Origin of the sequence: Arthrobacter sp. Bi26 (assembly GCF_918697925.1) — a bacterium.
Classification (GTDB): domain Bacteria; phylum Actinomycetota; class Actinomycetes; order Actinomycetales; family Micrococcaceae; genus Arthrobacter.
Map to the genome: position 1 here is coordinate 25,235 of NZ_CAKKMF010000041.1, position 16,059 is coordinate 41,293.

At 64.8% G+C, this 16,059-nt stretch carries 13 protein-coding genes; 6 read left to right on the forward strand and 7 right to left on the reverse strand.

What is annotated here, in order from left to right; all coding sequences use genetic code 11:
* Positions 1-16: 16 nt before the first annotated feature.
* Positions 17-1,393 (reverse strand): aldehyde dehydrogenase family protein, encoded by a 1,377-nt coding sequence (locus LQV16_RS12435; protein ID WP_229994198.1) that lies wholly within the window; start codon positions 1,391-1,393, stop codon positions 17-19.
* Between the two features lie 144 nt (positions 1,394-1,537).
* Between LQV16_RS12435 and LQV16_RS12440 the strand changes: the two genes are divergently transcribed.
* On the forward strand, positions 1,538-2,551 hold the full coding sequence (locus LQV16_RS12440) for an ornithine cyclodeaminase family protein (RefSeq protein WP_229994199.1): 1,014 nt from the start codon (positions 1,538-1,540) through the stop codon (positions 2,549-2,551).
* A gap of 27 nt (positions 2,552-2,578) precedes the next feature.
* On the forward strand, positions 2,579-3,598 hold the full coding sequence (locus LQV16_RS12445; RefSeq protein ID WP_229994200.1) for a dihydrodipicolinate synthase family protein: 1,020 nt from the start codon (positions 2,579-2,581) through the stop codon (positions 3,596-3,598).
* Positions 3,599-3,982: 384 nt separating this feature from the next.
* Here the strand turns inward: LQV16_RS12445 and LQV16_RS12450 are convergent, their stop codons facing one another.
* From LQV16_RS12450 to LQV16_RS12460, 3 genes are all read right to left on the reverse strand, one after another.
* Positions 3,983-4,348, reverse strand: coding sequence for a DoxX family protein (locus tag LQV16_RS12450; protein ID WP_229994201.1), 366 nt, complete (start codon positions 4,346-4,348; stop codon positions 3,983-3,985).
* A 668-nt stretch (positions 4,349-5,016) separates the two neighbouring features.
* Positions 5,017-6,429, reverse strand: coding sequence for an MFS transporter (locus LQV16_RS12455; RefSeq protein ID WP_229994202.1), 1,413 nt, complete (start codon positions 6,427-6,429; stop codon positions 5,017-5,019).
* A 14-nt stretch (positions 6,430-6,443) separates the two neighbouring features.
* Positions 6,444-7,700 (reverse strand): substrate-binding domain-containing protein, encoded by a 1,257-nt coding sequence (locus LQV16_RS12460; RefSeq protein ID WP_229994203.1) that lies wholly within the window; start codon positions 7,698-7,700, stop codon positions 6,444-6,446.
* A 127-nt stretch (positions 7,701-7,827) separates the two neighbouring features.
* Between LQV16_RS12460 and LQV16_RS12465 the strand changes: the two genes are divergently transcribed.
* The 4 genes from LQV16_RS12465 (at position 7,828) to LQV16_RS12480 (ending at position 12,762) form a co-directional block, all read left to right on the forward strand.
* Entirely contained in the window at positions 7,828-9,336 is a 1,509-nt protein-coding gene (locus LQV16_RS12465) for a sugar ABC transporter ATP-binding protein (RefSeq protein WP_229994204.1), read from the forward strand.
* Complete coding sequence (locus LQV16_RS12470; RefSeq protein ID WP_229994205.1) at positions 9,333-10,292, forward strand: hypothetical protein; 960 nt, start codon at positions 9,333-9,335, stop codon at positions 10,290-10,292. Before LQV16_RS12465 ends, LQV16_RS12470 begins: the two co-directional genes overlap by 4 nt.
* Positions 10,289-11,317, forward strand: a complete 1,029-nt coding sequence (locus LQV16_RS12475) for an ABC transporter permease (protein WP_229994206.1) — start codon at positions 10,289-10,291, stop codon at positions 11,315-11,317. The genes LQV16_RS12470 and LQV16_RS12475 overlap by 4 nt, the downstream gene beginning before the upstream one ends.
* Before the next feature lie 125 nt (positions 11,318-11,442).
* Positions 11,443-12,762 (forward strand): NADH:flavin oxidoreductase, encoded by a 1,320-nt coding sequence (locus LQV16_RS12480; RefSeq protein ID WP_229994207.1) that lies wholly within the window; start codon positions 11,443-11,445, stop codon positions 12,760-12,762.
* 142 nt (positions 12,763-12,904) lie between these two features.
* On the opposite strand, the gene LQV16_RS12485 is transcribed toward LQV16_RS12480, so the two are convergent.
* From LQV16_RS12485 to LQV16_RS12495, 3 genes are all read right to left on the reverse strand, one after another.
* Positions 12,905-13,318, reverse strand: a complete 414-nt coding sequence (locus LQV16_RS12485) for a hotdog fold thioesterase (protein WP_229994208.1) — start codon at positions 13,316-13,318, stop codon at positions 12,905-12,907.
* Complete coding sequence (locus tag LQV16_RS12490) at positions 13,315-14,535, reverse strand: acetyl-CoA C-acyltransferase (RefSeq protein WP_229994209.1); 1,221 nt, start codon at positions 14,533-14,535, stop codon at positions 13,315-13,317. Before LQV16_RS12490 ends, LQV16_RS12485 begins: the two co-directional genes overlap by 4 nt.
* Before the next feature lie 456 nt (positions 14,536-14,991).
* Positions 14,992-15,570 (reverse strand): TetR/AcrR family transcriptional regulator, encoded by a 579-nt coding sequence (locus LQV16_RS12495; protein WP_229994210.1) that lies wholly within the window; start codon positions 15,568-15,570, stop codon positions 14,992-14,994.
* Positions 15,571-16,059: the final 489 nt, after the last annotated feature.

Sequence of the window (16,059 nt, forward strand, 5' to 3'; positions counted from 1 at the left end):
CGTCGAGCCCTGCCGCTCAGGCCTTCCAAACAGTCTTGAGGTTGCAGAACTCCCGGATGCCGTCAGCGGCGAGCTCACGCCCGAACCCGGAGCGCTTGATCCCGCCGAACGGCAGCTCCTGGTACGAGACGGTCATGCCGTTGATGAACACCGCGCCCGCGTCGAGGTTGGCCGTGAACCACTCCTCTTCCTCTGCGTCGTTGGTCCAGACCGCACTGGACAGACCGAAGGTGGTCTGGTTGGCGATGCGCAGGGCATCCTCGCGGTCCGCCGCACGGTATAGAGACGCGACGGGCCCGAAGGTCTCCTCCTGGATGATCCGCATCCCTTCGCTGAGCCCGGCGAGCACCGTGGGGGCATAGAAGAAGCCGGGGCCCTCGGGAATGGTGCCGCCAGTCAACACCTGGGCACCCAGGGCTCGGGCGTCCTCCACCAGCCCGGCCAGCTCGTCGCGTCCGGCCGCGGTGGCCAGCGGCCCCACCTGGGTCGCGGCGTCCAGCGGGTCCCCGATGGAAAGCTCTGACATCAGCTTCACAAATTCGGCAGCGAACGAGTCATAGACCTTGGTGTGCACGATGAAGCGCTTGCCGGCAATGCAGGACTGCCCATTGTTGCTGATCCGCGCACGCACTGCGCTTGCGGCAGCGGCGGCGACGTCCGCCGAGGGCATGACAATGAACGGATCCGACCCGCCCAGTTCCAGCACAGACTTCTTCACATGGTCCGCTGCAATGGAGGCTACGGAGCGCCCCGCCGGCTCGGAACCCGTCAGGGTCACCGCCTTGACCCTCGCATCGGCCAGGACGGCGGCCACCTCGGAGCCGCCGATCAGCAGGGCGCGGAAGGAGCCGAGGGGGAACCCTGCCCGCTCAAAGAGCGTGTCGAGGAAAAGTGCCGCCTGGGGCACGTTCGATGCATGCTTGAGCAGGCCGGAGTTGCCCGCCATGAGCGCCGGGGCGGCAAAGCGGATGACCTGCCAGAGCGGGTAGTTCCATGGCATGACCGCCAGGACGGTGCCCAGCGGTTCGTAGCGCGTCCACGCTCGGCTAGCACCGACCGACGACGGGTCCGCCAGCGGGGCATCGGCCAGGAAGCCCTCGGCATGCGCGGCGTAGAAACGCATGGCTTTGACGCACTTGTGCACCTCGGCGATCGATTGCGCAATCGGCTTGCCCATCTCGACGGTGATTAGCTCGCCCAAGCCCTCGGCCTGGTCCTCCAGGATGTCCGCCGCGGCGAGCATCCACTGCGTACGCTGGGCGAACGTACTGCCGCGCAGCAGGCGTGCCGCCTCGGCGGCTTTCGCGATGCGATCCTGGACTTCCTCGGCCGAGTGCGGCTCAATGATCATTTCGGTCGAACCGGTGGTTGGGTTGACGGTTGCGATTGCCATGGTTGGGATCCTTTCCTGGAGACGTGTTCTCTGTCACGACTATATAGGATACGATTCGTATCGGATACTATTTGGGTCTACTTAGTAAATCCACCCACACCCGCAGCCTGTGGACCGGCTGCCCGACATCCAAGGAGTGCCCCCGTGAGCACCAATGGCGAGCTACCAAACAGCCTTCCGCTCTTTCTCACCGACGCCGACGTCGCCAGCCTTTCGGACTGGGCCGGGGCGATCGAAGCCGTCCGCACCGCCTACAAGGCCCCCGGCGACGAGGCCGGAACCCCGGGCCGGATCTTCGCCCAGACACCTCGGAAATGGTTGCGGATCATGCCCTCGGTACCGCCCAGCGGCCAACTTTTCGGCTCAAAGTCAATCGCCGGGTCCTTCGCGGACGGCCTGCGCGTCAGCTACTTGATTTCACTCTTCGACAAGGACACCGCAGATTTGGTGGCGCTGGTTGACGGAAACCGCGTCACCGGCCTGCGCACCGCCGCGACCACTGCGGTGGGCACCTCCACGATCGTGCCGCAGCGGCCGCTGATCGTCGGTGTGATCGGTTCCGGCTTTGAGGCGCGTTCCCACCTGACAGCCTTTTCCCACCTGTTGGAGTTCGCCGACATCCGTGTGTTCAGTCCGACCCCTGCCAACCGCGAGGTCTTTGCACGCGAGTTCGACGGCGCGTTCGGCGCACCCGCACGAGCTGTCGACTCGGCCCAGGAGGCCGCAGAAGGCGCGGATCTCATCCTGTGCGCTGCACGCTCTCGCGATGAATCCCCGACGCTGCTGCCCGAATGGGTCGGCCCGAACGCCGCGGTGGTCTCGATCGGTTCAACCACCCCCGCCCAGCGCGAACTGCCCGCGGAGCTGATCGCCCGCGCCGCGGTGGTCGTGGTGGACGCCCGTGACGAGGTTGTTCACGGAAGCGGGGACATGATTGCGGCCCGGGCACATGGCGTCGATGTCGATTCGCTCGTCGTCACCCTCAATGACGTCCTGACCGGTGAAACCAAGATCGACGCAGAGCAAGGGATCCGGATCTACAAGTCAACAGGGTCCGGCCTGCAGGACATCGTGGTTGCCGAGATGCTCGTGGACCGCGCCCGTGCCGAGGGCATCGGCACTGTCCTGCCCGTCGGCATCGTCACCAGCCGCAAATAGACCCCTCACAGACAAAAGGAGAACAACATGGTGGACTACACCAAATCCGAAGCCCGCTCCTGGGCCCGGGAGAACTTCGTCGGCACCGTCGCGGTGACGCACCCATCCTTCACCCCGGACTTCTCTGGCATCAACGAAAATGCGATCCGCCACGACATCCTCCTGCTCAAGGAACGTGGCTATAAGGGTTCCCTGCTGATCGCCGAAGCCAATGTCACCCCGGAGGAGAACGCCCGGATCACGGCCATCGCCCGCGAAGCAGCCGGCCCGGACTTCGCACTCTTCTTCCACGCCATCTTCGGCACCCTGGAGGAGAACATCCACGCGGCAAACCTGGCTACCAAGGCCGGCGCCGACCGAGCGCTGCTGGCCTACCCCTCTTCGTTCTGGCCGACCTCCTACGACGAGGTCTTCGACTACACCAAGCGGTTCACCGACGAAACCGATCTGGCCACCATGCTCTTCCCCCTGCCGGCCTGGGGCTTCGAGCGAATCCACCCTGCAGGCATGAGCGTTGACTTCGTGCGCCGCGTCCTTGACGCGATGCCGAGCATCGTTGCCATCAAGGCCGAACAGGGCTACCCGGGCATCCCCGGAGTCATGGAGATGTACCACCATTTCCGCGATGAAGTCGTGATCTCCTGCCCCATCGAGGCGGAAATAATCCCCCTCATGTCGGTCTTGGACGTCCAGTTCTCCGGCACCGCGAACACGAACTGGATGGGCGACTACTACCCCAAGGCCTTCGAACTGGCGCGCACCGGCAAGTGGGAAGAAGCCATGAAGCGCTACTGGGAGGTCCAGCCGGCCCGGGCCGCCAATATGGCTGTATCGTCCACTTCCACACCGGGCACCAGCTCCATCAACCGCACCCAGTGGAAGTACCAAGAGTGGCTCTCCGGCTTCAACGGCGGCGCCCTGCGCCCGCCAGCAGTCAGACTTCCCGACCGCTTCATGAAGCAGCTGCGCGCAAGCCTGGAAGCCTCGGGACTGCCCGTCACCGATTCCCCGGACTCTGAATTCTTGCGCGGACGCGTCAGCGCCTAAGCCTTGCCCGGCCGCGTGCCGGCATTGCAAAGCCCCTTGGACCACTGAACCGGCTGGCTGGTTCGTTGGTCCAAGGGGCTTCTTTGCGTGTGACCGAAAGTGCCGGACACAACGCGGCACCCGAACCGAGGGTTGACGCCACGACGGCGGCTTGTCGAAGCGGCTGCGCTCGTCGATAGTTGGGATATTCCCTGCACCAGCGCGCTACAGCTTCGTAGACGACCCTTCGCGGACCAACCGGAAGCCGCCGTGAACAACTGGCTCGCCGACTATGAAATCGGAAGCTGCAAAACGGGCGTTTCCCGCCCGCCATCTGCCCTCCCCCCGGGCATTCGAGCCATTCCCCGTGTTCGCGATGAAGCCCACCCACGGGCAAAGGCTCCTTCAAAGGTGGGGGTCGAAGCAACATCCACCTGCGAAGGGCCCTCGGTTCCGTTTCTGGAACGGCTCGGTCAGCTCATCGATGCAAGCCTTTGCGTATCCGGGGTGGCCTCCCGCGCCAATCCGCCGTCCCCAGCCAAACAGGCGATCGATGGAAACCGGTCCCGGACCTGTCACCAGGAGAACGAACAACCCCGCGACCAACGCAACAGGTACCTGCATGCCGCCGCCTTCCGCGGGCGCGAACCCCCTATTGATTTCGACCATGAAGATCGCGAGGAGCATGCATACCACTAGCGGAATTACCACCGGCATGGTGAGGAAACCAAACGCGATGAAGCTCCCGCCGACGAACATCAGAAGCGTCACGTACGAACCGATCAGAAGAGGGAATGGAAGTCCTCACGCGCCCTCTACAATCGCGGCGAACTTCGCCGGCGCGAACTGGAGTTCGTGGGCAATCAGCGTTGCACTGATCGCGATTCGCAGGAGCAAAGGGACGAAGGGTTCGAGGCGTCGCAATGGCGCCGAAGTGCAAGAAACATTGTTAAAGCTCCCCAGTAAGTTTGCAGGGCCGAACGTTTTGTCATTGCATGGAGAGCAGGGCGGTACGTCTGGTATCGATTGCCAGGGAATATTCAGGGCCAACGGCTCGGTCCTGACCGATGCGACTCGACGGCGTGTCACCGCTCGCTTTGTTTTACACGCCGGCAGCCAGTTCCGGCGTGTGCCTGTGTTGTACGGGGCAGCAGCCGCATGTTCTTCTGAGGCCGTATGCCCTGCGTCCCCGCTTCCGGGCCGGTAACCATGTTTCGCGGTGCAAACAACTGCACGCTTCGTCCCACGGTGGATGTCGATTCGACGTCCACCGTGGGACAAAGTATTCGGTTCCGCATCGAGCCTGGTGATGAGCGTGTTCCCGCATTGGCATCAGGCGCCGGGATGATCCGAGGGACGCAATGCATCGCTCACCGGTGCGCCGTTCGTCCCGGCACTCGACGATGCGTGGCTACGGACAGCCATAACCAGGGAAGCCATCAGTCCATGGCGGCCGCGCGTTCGGGGGTTCCTTCCGCCGGCGCGGGGCCAGTTGGACCGACCTCCGCTTGTTCAGACACCGGGGTCCGCCGTGACTGCGCACGAAGCCCCGTCAAGGAACCAAGAAGCACGCCGATTGGCAACAGTAGGACCAGGAACAGACCCGAGAGCCCCATTCCGGCGGCGATGAGCGTGCCGCCGGCAACACCGCCGGCAGCCGCTCCCAAACGTCCGCCGAATTCCGCCACGCCTATTCCCGCACCCCGCATGCCGGCCGGGTAGGCCATGGCTGCCAGGACGCTCCGCGTGGGGCCGAAGGCGCTCGGCAAAATGAATCCGGCGATCCCCAATACGACCAGCAGGGAACCGAACCCCGGATCGGGCAGCAGATAAACCACGATGGACATCACCGCAGCCAATCCGAGGACAATCCCGATGATCAGGAAGCGTGACAACCGGGCCAGAATGGCTCCCAGCACCACCCCTCCCACGACACTGGCCAATCCATAGACCCCGACGATGGTGCTGCTCTGCACGGTGTCGAGCCCCGGTTTGGGCAGCTGCAGCAAGGTTGGCATGTATTGGGCGATCAGCAATTGGGTGCCCAGGGAGAAGAAGCCGAAAAGCCACAGCAGGAGGGTCTTAGGGGCCAGTGGACGGGACAGGACGGTCCGCACCGACACCGCGGACCCCGCAAGTGACGGCCGAACCCTCAAACCCGGATCAAATGTTTCAGCACCACGTCCGTCCGTCGACGCTGCACCGTCCACCCGGCGCTTGGCCAAGAGGAACGCGGGAGATTCGGGAACGACGGCGGCAAGCACAGCGATCACTGCCAAGGGGATCAAGCCTGCCACCACGAGCAGCAGGCGCCACCCCGAGGTGGGTATCAAGGCGCCGGCGAGAACCGCACCTAACGTTGTCCCCAAACCCACTCCGGCGTAGGCCGTCGCGATCAATGCCGCGCGCCGCCGTTCGGGAATCAGGTCTGCCAGCAGGGCGTTCCCTGATGCCATGGCAGCGCCCATCCCCAGGCAGGCCAGGATTCGCCAGCCGGCGAATGCCGTGAAGTCGCCAGATGTTCCGCCCAGGGCGGTGGCCCCGCCGAAGACAACCACGCTGCCGATGAGCACTGTCTTGCGTCCCCACCTGTCGGCCATGCCGCCGGCGACAACGGCACCAAGGCCCATGGCCAGGAAACCCACAGCGACCACGAACGCGATGCCGCCCCCGACGGAGACGCCCCAGCTCTTGATGAGCGTCGGAAAGACATGGGCGACGATCGTGACGTCCATACCATCGGAGAGCAGAACGAGCGTGATCAGGCTGAAGTAGAGCCAGTGCCTCGGAGTCAGGCTTTCGGGGCTCGCGTTGTCGGCAGACCGCGCGGTGGACCCACTGCTCGTGTTCAAGGATCGCACCATCCCTATTTGCCGGGGTGTGCGAAGAACTCGTTGAGGCGATCGGTAGGCAGGTAATCCTCCGGGGCGCCAGCCAAGTCGGTCAGATCATTGTGGTCCCACGAGCGGTCCGCGACCTTGGCAAGGTTCTCCCGGGAGACGATCACCGAGGGTTCAACAATCTGGTTGATCTTCGGGCCCTCGCCCTTCAGGATGCGCAGCGCCACGTCGACCACTGCCTCACCGGTGCGCACGGACGGGGTCGTGGTGCCGAAGAACGGGTAGTCCGGGTTTGCCAGCGCCCAGGAGGAGAAGCCGTGGCTCGATCCGTCGTCCGCGATCGGCGGCACGTCCATGCCTGATTCCTCAAAGGCGTTGCGGATGCCTACGCCCATCGTTCCGGCCTGGAGAACGGCGTCAACCCCGGCAGGGTTGGTCGCCAGGAACTTCTGGACCTCCGCCTGGGCCTTTGCCGGCTGGAAGAAGCCCGTGACCGACCCGGTGACCTTGACCTCCGGGCAGTTATCCAGGACAGCATCGATGCCCAGGTTCGCGAAGGTCGAGGCAGGGATCCCCGGGATGCCCTCGACGCGCAGGACGGTCCCCTTGCCCCCGAGTGCTCCCACTGTCCCGGCGGTGACCTGGGCGACGGCCAGCGGGGTGTTCCTCGTGACGCTGACGGCGTATTCGGAATCGATCGGAATCTGGGCGGCGACCAGCGGGATGCCAGCGTCATGGGCTGCCTTGGCCAGGTCCACGGAAGGCTCCGGTGCGATGGCGGTGTAGATGATCACGTCCGGCTTGAGCGAGAGAGCTTCGTTGAACTGCTGGAGCTGCAGGGGCACGTTCGACGGGTCGTCCGGGGCGAAGTCGCCGACGATCTTGACACCATTGGCCTTGAGGCTCGAGCGGATCGCCTCCGACATGGAGGCTATGAACGGGCTGGCAGGTGGCATGCCCACAATCGCGGCCGTGAAACCGTCAGTCTTCTTCGACTTGTAGTCGGCCCATGCCGACTTCCGGATCTCGTAGGGGTAGAGGTTGTAGCCCGCGGCGATCTCCTTGGGTACACCGGCCAGCAGGCCATTCGGATCGTTCGCCGTACCCGTCGGCAGCGACCCGCAGGTCCCGGCGGCCGCCGACGACGCCGGCCCGGGTGTGGCCCCTCCGGCGGAGCCCGGGGCCGCTGGTGCCGACGCCGAACAGCCCGTCAGAACGAGGGTGCCGGCCCCCAGAATCGCGGCGCCAACAGGCGTAAAACGGGGGAAAGAGGTCTTCTTCATTGATTAATCTCCCTGCTAAATGAACGATTCGTATCGTATGGCATCAGAGTAAATGCATGCGGTACGATTCGTCTAGTTTCGAATATGACCTGCGACACATTTATCGGCCATTCAAAGGAGATCCGCCGTGAACAACCAACCATCCGGACTGGTGCTCACCGGGGTGAGCAAGCGCTTCGGTGCCACCCGCGCCCTCATCGACGGCGACCTCCGCCTCCGGCCGGGCGAGATCCACACGCTCCTGGGCGAAAACGGGTCCGGGAAGAGTACCCTCGTCAAGATCATGGGAGGCGTCCACCGCCCGGATTCCGGCACCGTCACATTGGACGGCGTCCCCGTAACCAGCAGATCGCCCCGAGCGGCCATGGACCTGGGGATTGCGACGGTGTTCCAGGAAGTCCTCACCGCGGGGAGCCAATCGGTCCTCGAGAATGTCTGGCTCGGGTCCCACGGAACGTTTCGTCGCCGGCTGGGCCGCGCCGAGCAGCGATCAATCGCGCAGGACGTCCTGACGCGCATTGCCGGCGCGATCCCGCTGGATCTTCCGGCCGGGCAGCTCTCGCTCTCCGAGCGGCAGGCCCTCTGCATTGCCCGCGCACTCGTGCGCAAGCCCAAGGTTCTCATCCTCGACGAGTCGACAGCCTCCCTGGATGTCAGCTCCCGCGATCGGCTCTTCGTCGAGATGCGCCGGCTCGCAGCCGAGGGGACCGCCATCCTGTTCATCTCGCACCGCATGGACGAGGTCGCGGAGATCTCGGACCGGGTCACCGTCCTGCGGTCCGGGCGCAGCGTCTCCACCGTGGAGAGGTCGGATCTGTCCATCAACCGGCTGATCGCGGACATGACCGGAAACTCCGGCCACGCCGAGACCCGGCGGCAACCGCATGATGCCGGGGACACCATCCTTCAGGGAGCGGCCGTCCGCCTTGCGCCGGCCTCGGCACCCATCGACTTCGAGCTGCGCGCCGGCGAAGTCGTGGGCCTTGCCGGGCTAGAAGGCCACGGACAGGACCACTTCATCAAACGCCTGGCCGGCGTGGCTGCCGGGCCCGGCAGTGTTGTTCGCATCCGTCCCGAGGGCGCCGCAGAGCTTACCGAGCGCAACGGGGATGCCCTGGGGGTCGCCTACCTGCCGCGCGAACGTCGTGGCGAGTCGCTGTTCGAGTCCATGTCGATCCGCGAAAACTTCGCGCTCCCGACCCTGGCCAAGGACCGCCGCGGCGGGTTGCTGGACACCCGCAGCATTGCCCGCCGTTTCGATGCGTTCGCTCGGACCTTGTCCCTGCGCTTCGGTGCAGCGCAGGATGCAATTTCAACATTGTCCGGCGGTAACCAACAGAAGGTGCTGCTGGCCCGCTGGCTTGCCACGGACCCCAAGGTCCTGCTGCTTAACGACCCCACACGAGGGGTCGACATCGGGACCAAGCGGGAGATCTACGCAATCCTGCACCGACTCAGTGCCGAAGGCATGAGCGTCGTGGTCCTCTCCAGCGAGGTCGACGAACTCGTTGACCTCGCAGACCGCGTCTTGGTCTTCCGCGACCAATCAGTGTTTGCCGAGATCCCCCATTCCGAGCTTTCCACCGAGTCCATCGTCGCCGCATACTTCGGCCAGAAATCAGAGGTGCATACATGAACCGCGTCCTCCCCCTGTTCCAGCGCTGGCCTTTCGCCTTTGCCTTCCTGCTCGCACTGGTGCTGCTGGTGTTGAACCTGATCGTCTCACCGTCCTTCCTCTCCCCCGCGCGTCTCCCCGGCACCCTGGCCACGCTGGCGCCGTTCGTGCTGGTGGGATTCGCCTCCACGCCCTCGATCCTCGCCGGTGGCATTGACATTTCGGTCGGTCCCCTGGCCACCTTCATCAACTGCCTGTTCGTCGCCATCCTCATTCCCGCGGGGCTGGGCAACTGGGATCTCGCGGCACCCATCATCTTGGCGGTGGCTGCCGGAATCGGAGCCCTGAACGGAATCCTGGTCGCCGTCTTGCGCCTGCATCCGGTGGTCGCAACCACCGGGATGCTGTTCCTGCTCGTTGGCCTGTCGCTGACCATCGCCCAGAATCCGGTGGCCGCCCCGAATAATTGGACGGAGGTCTTCGCCGGGGGCATCGGCGTCGTCCCGGGCGCTCTCTTGACCATCGGCGTCGCCGGGCTGATCTGGTTCGCCCTGCGCCGAACGGCCTTCGTCAGCAATCTCCTCGCGACCGGCGAGAGTGATGTTTCAGCCTACGGTTCCGGCGTGAACATCAAGGCAATCCGGATCCTGGCCTATACCCTCGGCGGCCTGTTCGCCGGAATCGCGGGAATCGCCCTGACGGCTATCGTGCAGTCATCGCAGTCTTCGCTCGCCTCCACCTATGCCCTGCTGGGGCTCGCCGCGGCCGTGCTGGGCGGGACGAGCCTGGCCGGCGGCCGCGGCGGGCTGTTGGGTGCCCTCTTCGGGGCGGTCTCCATCTATCTGCTGCAGCAGTTGCTCACGGCCTCGGGCGTGGCCCCCAGCCTCATCCAATTTGCCTACGGCGCCGTCCTCGTCGTTGGCGTCGTGCTGGGCGCGACGCTGCTGGCCCCCCGTTTGAAGAGGAACGCATCATGACTGGTGACACCCTGTCCCCCGCACCAAGAACCCAGGCACCGACGGTCCGGCCCAGGCCCTGGACCACGTTCAGGGCCTGGGCCTTCGAGGTACCGGCACTCCAGGTACTCGTCGTGGCGGCCTTGGCAGCCTGGCTGGTGATCACCATACCGGCCGTCGCGAACCCCAGGTCAATCACGTCGATACTGGTCATCACGTCCCTGCTGGCCCTGGCAGCCATGGGCCAGACGCTTGTGGTGATCCTGGGCGGACTTGACCTGGCGGCACCGGGCTACATCCTTTTCGGTGCCTTCATGGCGGCGAACGTCGCGGGCAAGCTCGGGGTCCCTCCGGTCGTAGCCCTGCTGATCACAGTTCTGGCCTGCGGCGGCATCGGCGCCCTGATCGGCTGGATCTGCCACCGCTTCGCGGTCCAGCCACTAGTCGTCACGCTGGGCACCGGCGCGGCCATCACGGGCGCGACCCTGTTCCTCGCCGACGGCGACTATTCCTCCGCCCCGCCGGAGGCGCTGCGTTCCCTGGCCAGCCTAAGGGGGACCACCCTCGGCCTGCCGTTCCCCCCGATCATCCTGATCGTGCTTCTCTGCGGGGCGGGAATGTGGCTTTTCCTCAATCGCACCGCGGCGGGACGTCGCTTCTACGCGACGGGAATCAATTTCCGGGCCGCGCGATTGGCCAGGGTCCGGACCGCTGCCGTGTGGACCATGGTCTTTGCGGCCTCCGGAGCCCTGGCCGGGGTTGCCGGCATCTTCATCGCATCCTTCGGCGCGGGATGGTCGCAAACCATCGGGGAACCCTACCTGTTCTCCGGCCTGGCCGCGGTCCTCGTCGGCGGCTCGATCTTCGGCTCGATTCGCGGCAGCTACACCCGCACGCTGTTGGGCGCACTCACTCTCACCCTCTTGTCAACGATCATCGTCAGCAATGGGCTGACGGAAGCCCAGAGCCGCATCGTCTTCGGCGTCATCATCCTTGCCGTGGTCTCGCTCTACGGTCGGGAACGCCACGTCCGAGACAGGTTCTGAGGCCTGGTCCGGGTCCCCTACTTCCGGCGGTCCACTGCGACGCGCGGTCACGATACGAGCCGAGTCGGATGCCAATTTTGGATGAGTCATTTCATCCTGGTCCAACTGAAAACCAAGGAGAATAAATGTCCCCCGAGACAGCAACTGTCGCCGAAGTGCTTTCCAGCCCCTGGAAAATCGACGGCCTGACGATCAAGAACCGCTATGTGCTTAGCCCCATGGCCGTCCTCCAGCCGACAAAGGACGGCCATCCCAGCGATCAGACAATCGCGTTCCTCACCACGCGGGCACGCGGCGGCGCTGGGCTGCTGATCATCGGTGGCGGCGTGGCCACCGAGCGCGGGAACCAGGAGGCGCCGTTCCAGCCCTTGATGCGCTTCGACCGGGACGAGTTCATTCCGGGGCTGCGGCGCATGGTCGATGCCGTGCACGAGCAGGATGTACCCATCTTCGCCCAGATCTTCCCGAGCTTCGGCGCCATGGGCGTGCCGGGCGACGGCCGGCCCACAAGGGCCGCGAGCCCGAAGCCCGTCCGCATGGCCGCACCCCGCCTGCCTCACGGTTTCTACATTCCCGGCGGTCGAACGAACCCGACGCCGGAGGAGATCACCAAGGAGGAAATCCTCGAGGTCCAGGAGCAGTCCGTCGCCGCCGTACGGCGTGCAAAGGCGGCCGGCTTCGACGGCATCGAGCTGGGCGCGCACATGCGCTACCTCTATTCCTCCTTCCTCTCACCGCGCACCAACTGGAGGACGGACGAATACGGCGGGAGTGCCGAAAACCGCGCCCGCATCCTCACGGACACGATTCGGGCGATCCGGGCCGAAGTCGGAACCGACTATCCGGTGGGCCTCAGAATGAGCACCAACGATCACCTTCCCGATGGTCAGGGACCTGAGGGGTTCGCCGAAGTTGCGTCGATCATTGAAAAGGAAGGGGTTGGATATATCGCCCTGAGCGATGCGAACTACGAGTCGATGGACAATAACGTCACCTCCTTTTCGGGCGCCATCCTGGAGCACGGAGAGCCGCAAGCATTCCGCGCCGCCATGCCCGAGGTCCCGTTGCTCCTCAGCAGCACTTTCGACCCGCAACAGTGTGCAGACGCCATCACCGCCGGGTTCGCGGACGGAATCATGCTGGCCCGGCAAATGCTGGCCGATCCGGAATTCCCCAACAAGGTCCTCGAGGGACGACAGGATGAGATCGTGTGGTGCGACCACGGCAATTCATGCCTGCGCCGCCTGATATTCAATGTGCCGGTCCGGTGCCACAAGAACCCGGCCATGGGACGCGAAGCGGTCCTTGCGGGGGCCAAGGAACCTGTATCGGTAATGCTTAAGCGTCCAGTCCAGGGCCTACTGATTGCCGCGACGGGGTCACCGGTCCTCATGGGCATCGCCGACAAACTGGCGACCGCCGGCTCGAAGGCATCCAAGAGCTGACACCTGCGCCGCGCCGGCCCCACCCGTGGCGGGAGCCGGCGCGGCAACCTTGTTACAAATACTTGTGTGCCCGGACTCCGACTTGGAGCCCGGGCACACACGCATGTCTTGCCGCCCCATATCGGCAGCTGTTCAAGAAGCCTCAGTCCGCCGGGCGCAGCGCCCTGCCCGTTCCGCGGTAGATGGCGACAGTCCGCTCCCCCGCCCGCACCACCACATCCACTATCATCCGGCGGCCCTCGTGAAAGGTCACTTCAGCGGAGGCGACTAGCTCCTCCGAGATGCAGGCCGGGGAAATGTAGGAGATGGAAGCCTCGGCGGTCGCGATTCCGGCGCCGAATGTGTTTGCGGCCATAGCGAACGCGGTGTCTGCCAGCGCGAAGACCAATCCACCGTGGGCAATCCCGTGCCCGTTAGCCATTTCGGGCGTGACCCGGAGGACGGCCGTGGCACGGCCCTCGCTGGCGCGCAACACCTGGATGCCGAGCCCTTCCAGGCTCCGGTCGGCGGCCAGCATCGAGCGGGCCGGGTCGGCAATGATCGCTGGCTGGTTCACGACAACCTCTCCACTACCATCGCCATGCCCTGGCCGCCGCCCACGCAGAGCGTCGCCAGGCCGAGCGATCCGTCCTTGGTTTGCAGTCCGTTGATGAGCGTTCCGACCAGCCGCACGCCGGTCGCACCGAATGGGTGGCCCAAGGCGATCGCCCCGCCAAACGGGTTGACCCGCTCGGGATCTACCCCCAGCTTCCGCACCACGGGAACCACTTGGGCGGCAAAGGCCTCGTTCAGCTCGACGATGTCGATGTCACCGATCGACAGGCCCAAACGATCCAGCAGGCGGCGGGATGCGTCCACCGGACCCAGCCCCATGATTTCCGGCGAGAGGCCGCTTGCGGCACTGCCCAGAATGCGGGCCAGCGGCTTCAGCCCGAGTTCGCCCGCGCGCCGGGCGCTCATCACCACCAAGGCCGACGCGCCGTCGTTGAGCGGGCTGGCGTTGCCCGCGGTGACGGTACCGGACTCGTGGAACACGGGATTGAGGCCCGAGAGGGCCTCCAGCGTGGTGCCAGGACGCGGGCCGTCATCGGCCCGCACCACCGTGCCGGCAGCCGTGGCCACCGGCACGATCTCGCGCGCGAAGTAGCCGGACTCCATCGCCCGTTCCGCCCGGAGCTGGGACTCCAGAGCCCATTCGTCCTGGTCGCGGCGCGTGGTGCCGGTTTGACGGGCCACGAACTCGGCGGTCTTGCCCATAGAGAGGTACACATCGGGCAGCTCCCCGTGATCCCGGGGGTCGGACCAAGGCTGGCCGGATTCGAAGATGCCATCGGCACGCCGTGCTGCGTCCGCGAAGGCGGGGTGGAGTGATTCAACTACGGGCGGTGTCGAGGTGGTCGATTCGACGCCCGCAACCAGGAACGCGTCCCCGTCGCCCGCCCGCACGGCCTGGGCCGCCATCGCGGTGGCCTGCAACGAGGACGCGCAGAAGCGGTTCACAGTAACCGCGGGGACGCTGTCCATCCCTGCAAGAACCATGATGCGGCGGCCAATGTTGTCGCCCTGCGCGCCCTGCGGTACCGCGCACCCCACGTAGGCGTCCGCAAACTCGGCGGAGTCAACCTGCGGAACCGCAGCGAGCGCTCCCCGGATGGCTGCCAGCGCGAGGTCTTCGGGGCGCTCACCGGCCAGAGACCCCTTGCGGGCCCGGCCGATCGGTGTCCTGCGATAGGCGACGACGACCGCATCATTCGGCGCGATGGCGGTTTTCACGATGATGTTTCCTCTCAGTGTGGACGGCTTCCCTAACGGGCTGGCTCCACGGGCAGGGACAGATCAGGGTCAGTTTCCTACATCTAACGTCACATCCAATATATACGAACCGTATCGTATTGCACAGACTCGAGGCCTCCCACGCCCACACCGGACACGTGGAAGGGAAATCGGGAGGCAAAGGGCGCCACGGGCATGTCGCAAAGAAGTCACGGTGGGAGCAGGCGATGACAGGGCGTCGCCGCCTACCGGACCGCCGCCGAAAACTTCTTGCGCACCCTCAAATGGGTGCACGCCACTCAACGCGGGCGCCGGGCTGCGCCCCGGCTAAAGCCAGCACCGGCATGCTATTCGCCCAACATGCCGCGGCAACCCAAGGCTATAGGGTCCATTCTTCAGTCACGGAGCCGATCGGGCCCATGGGCCCGGACGGAACACAAGTAATACTTGGGGCCGCTACCCTGCAGCAAGCCCTTCAAGTGCCGTCTGCATGATGGCATCGGTGGCTTTGGCGTCGAGGGGGCCCGATTGGAACAACAGGCGGAAGTACACGGGGGCATAGAGCAGCTCCGTGACGAGCTGGGCGTCGAGATTTTTGCGCATCGACCCCTCGTTGATGGCCCGTTCAACCAGGGACGTAACGACCAGCGCGCGCGGGGTCCAGAAATGTTTCTTGAATTCAGCCATCGCTGCCTCGTCGCCCTGGCACTCACCGATGAGTTGCGCCACGAGCCGGCCCTCATTGCCCGCGTAGACCTCCGCAAGTGAGGCCATGTGCTCACGAAGCGCGTCGATCGCAGGGACATCCTGGCGCACCGGAGTACGCGCGACATGGTTGTCCAGGAATGTATCGATAACCACGGCAACCTTGCTCGACCACCACCTGTAGATAGTGGTCTTGCTGACTCCGGCCTCACGGGCAATGCGCTCGATCGAGAGCTTTTGCACCGTAAATCCGTCAGGCCCCGAATCTTCGAGCAACTTCATGGTTGCTTCCAAAATGGCCCGACGACTTTCTTCGCTTCTGATTGCCATGGGTCAACCATACGTGCTTAGCCATCCAATACGAAACGTACACGATCACACTTTGATGCTTCAATCTTCCGGGTATCGCGAGGTACTGGCGATGGGGCCCGGCAAAAAGCGTCAGCCTGTGTATATAGGAACAACAACGCCCCAAGTGGCCTGGCAACAAAGGGTCTTCTGGGGCCACGAAATGGATTGCCACGGATTCCCACTCAGGCCCGCGACCTTCGGGCATTCTTCAGTAACCCGCCGACGAGGTGACGTGGCATCTTTGCATGGAATTGTGACTCACCTTACACTCAGTACGAAACGGATCGAATCTTTAAGGGAGGTGCCGTGACTGAGTCTTCTGCCACGGAGGTCATGGAAGCCGGAGGTTCAGCCCAGGCGAGGGACTTGACGGTGAGCTCGGTTGTCGTGGGCTGTCGGACTCACAAATCGCCGGCAGCATCGGCGACGCCCGGAATCGACCCGGCGCCCACGAAGCCGATCCAGCCC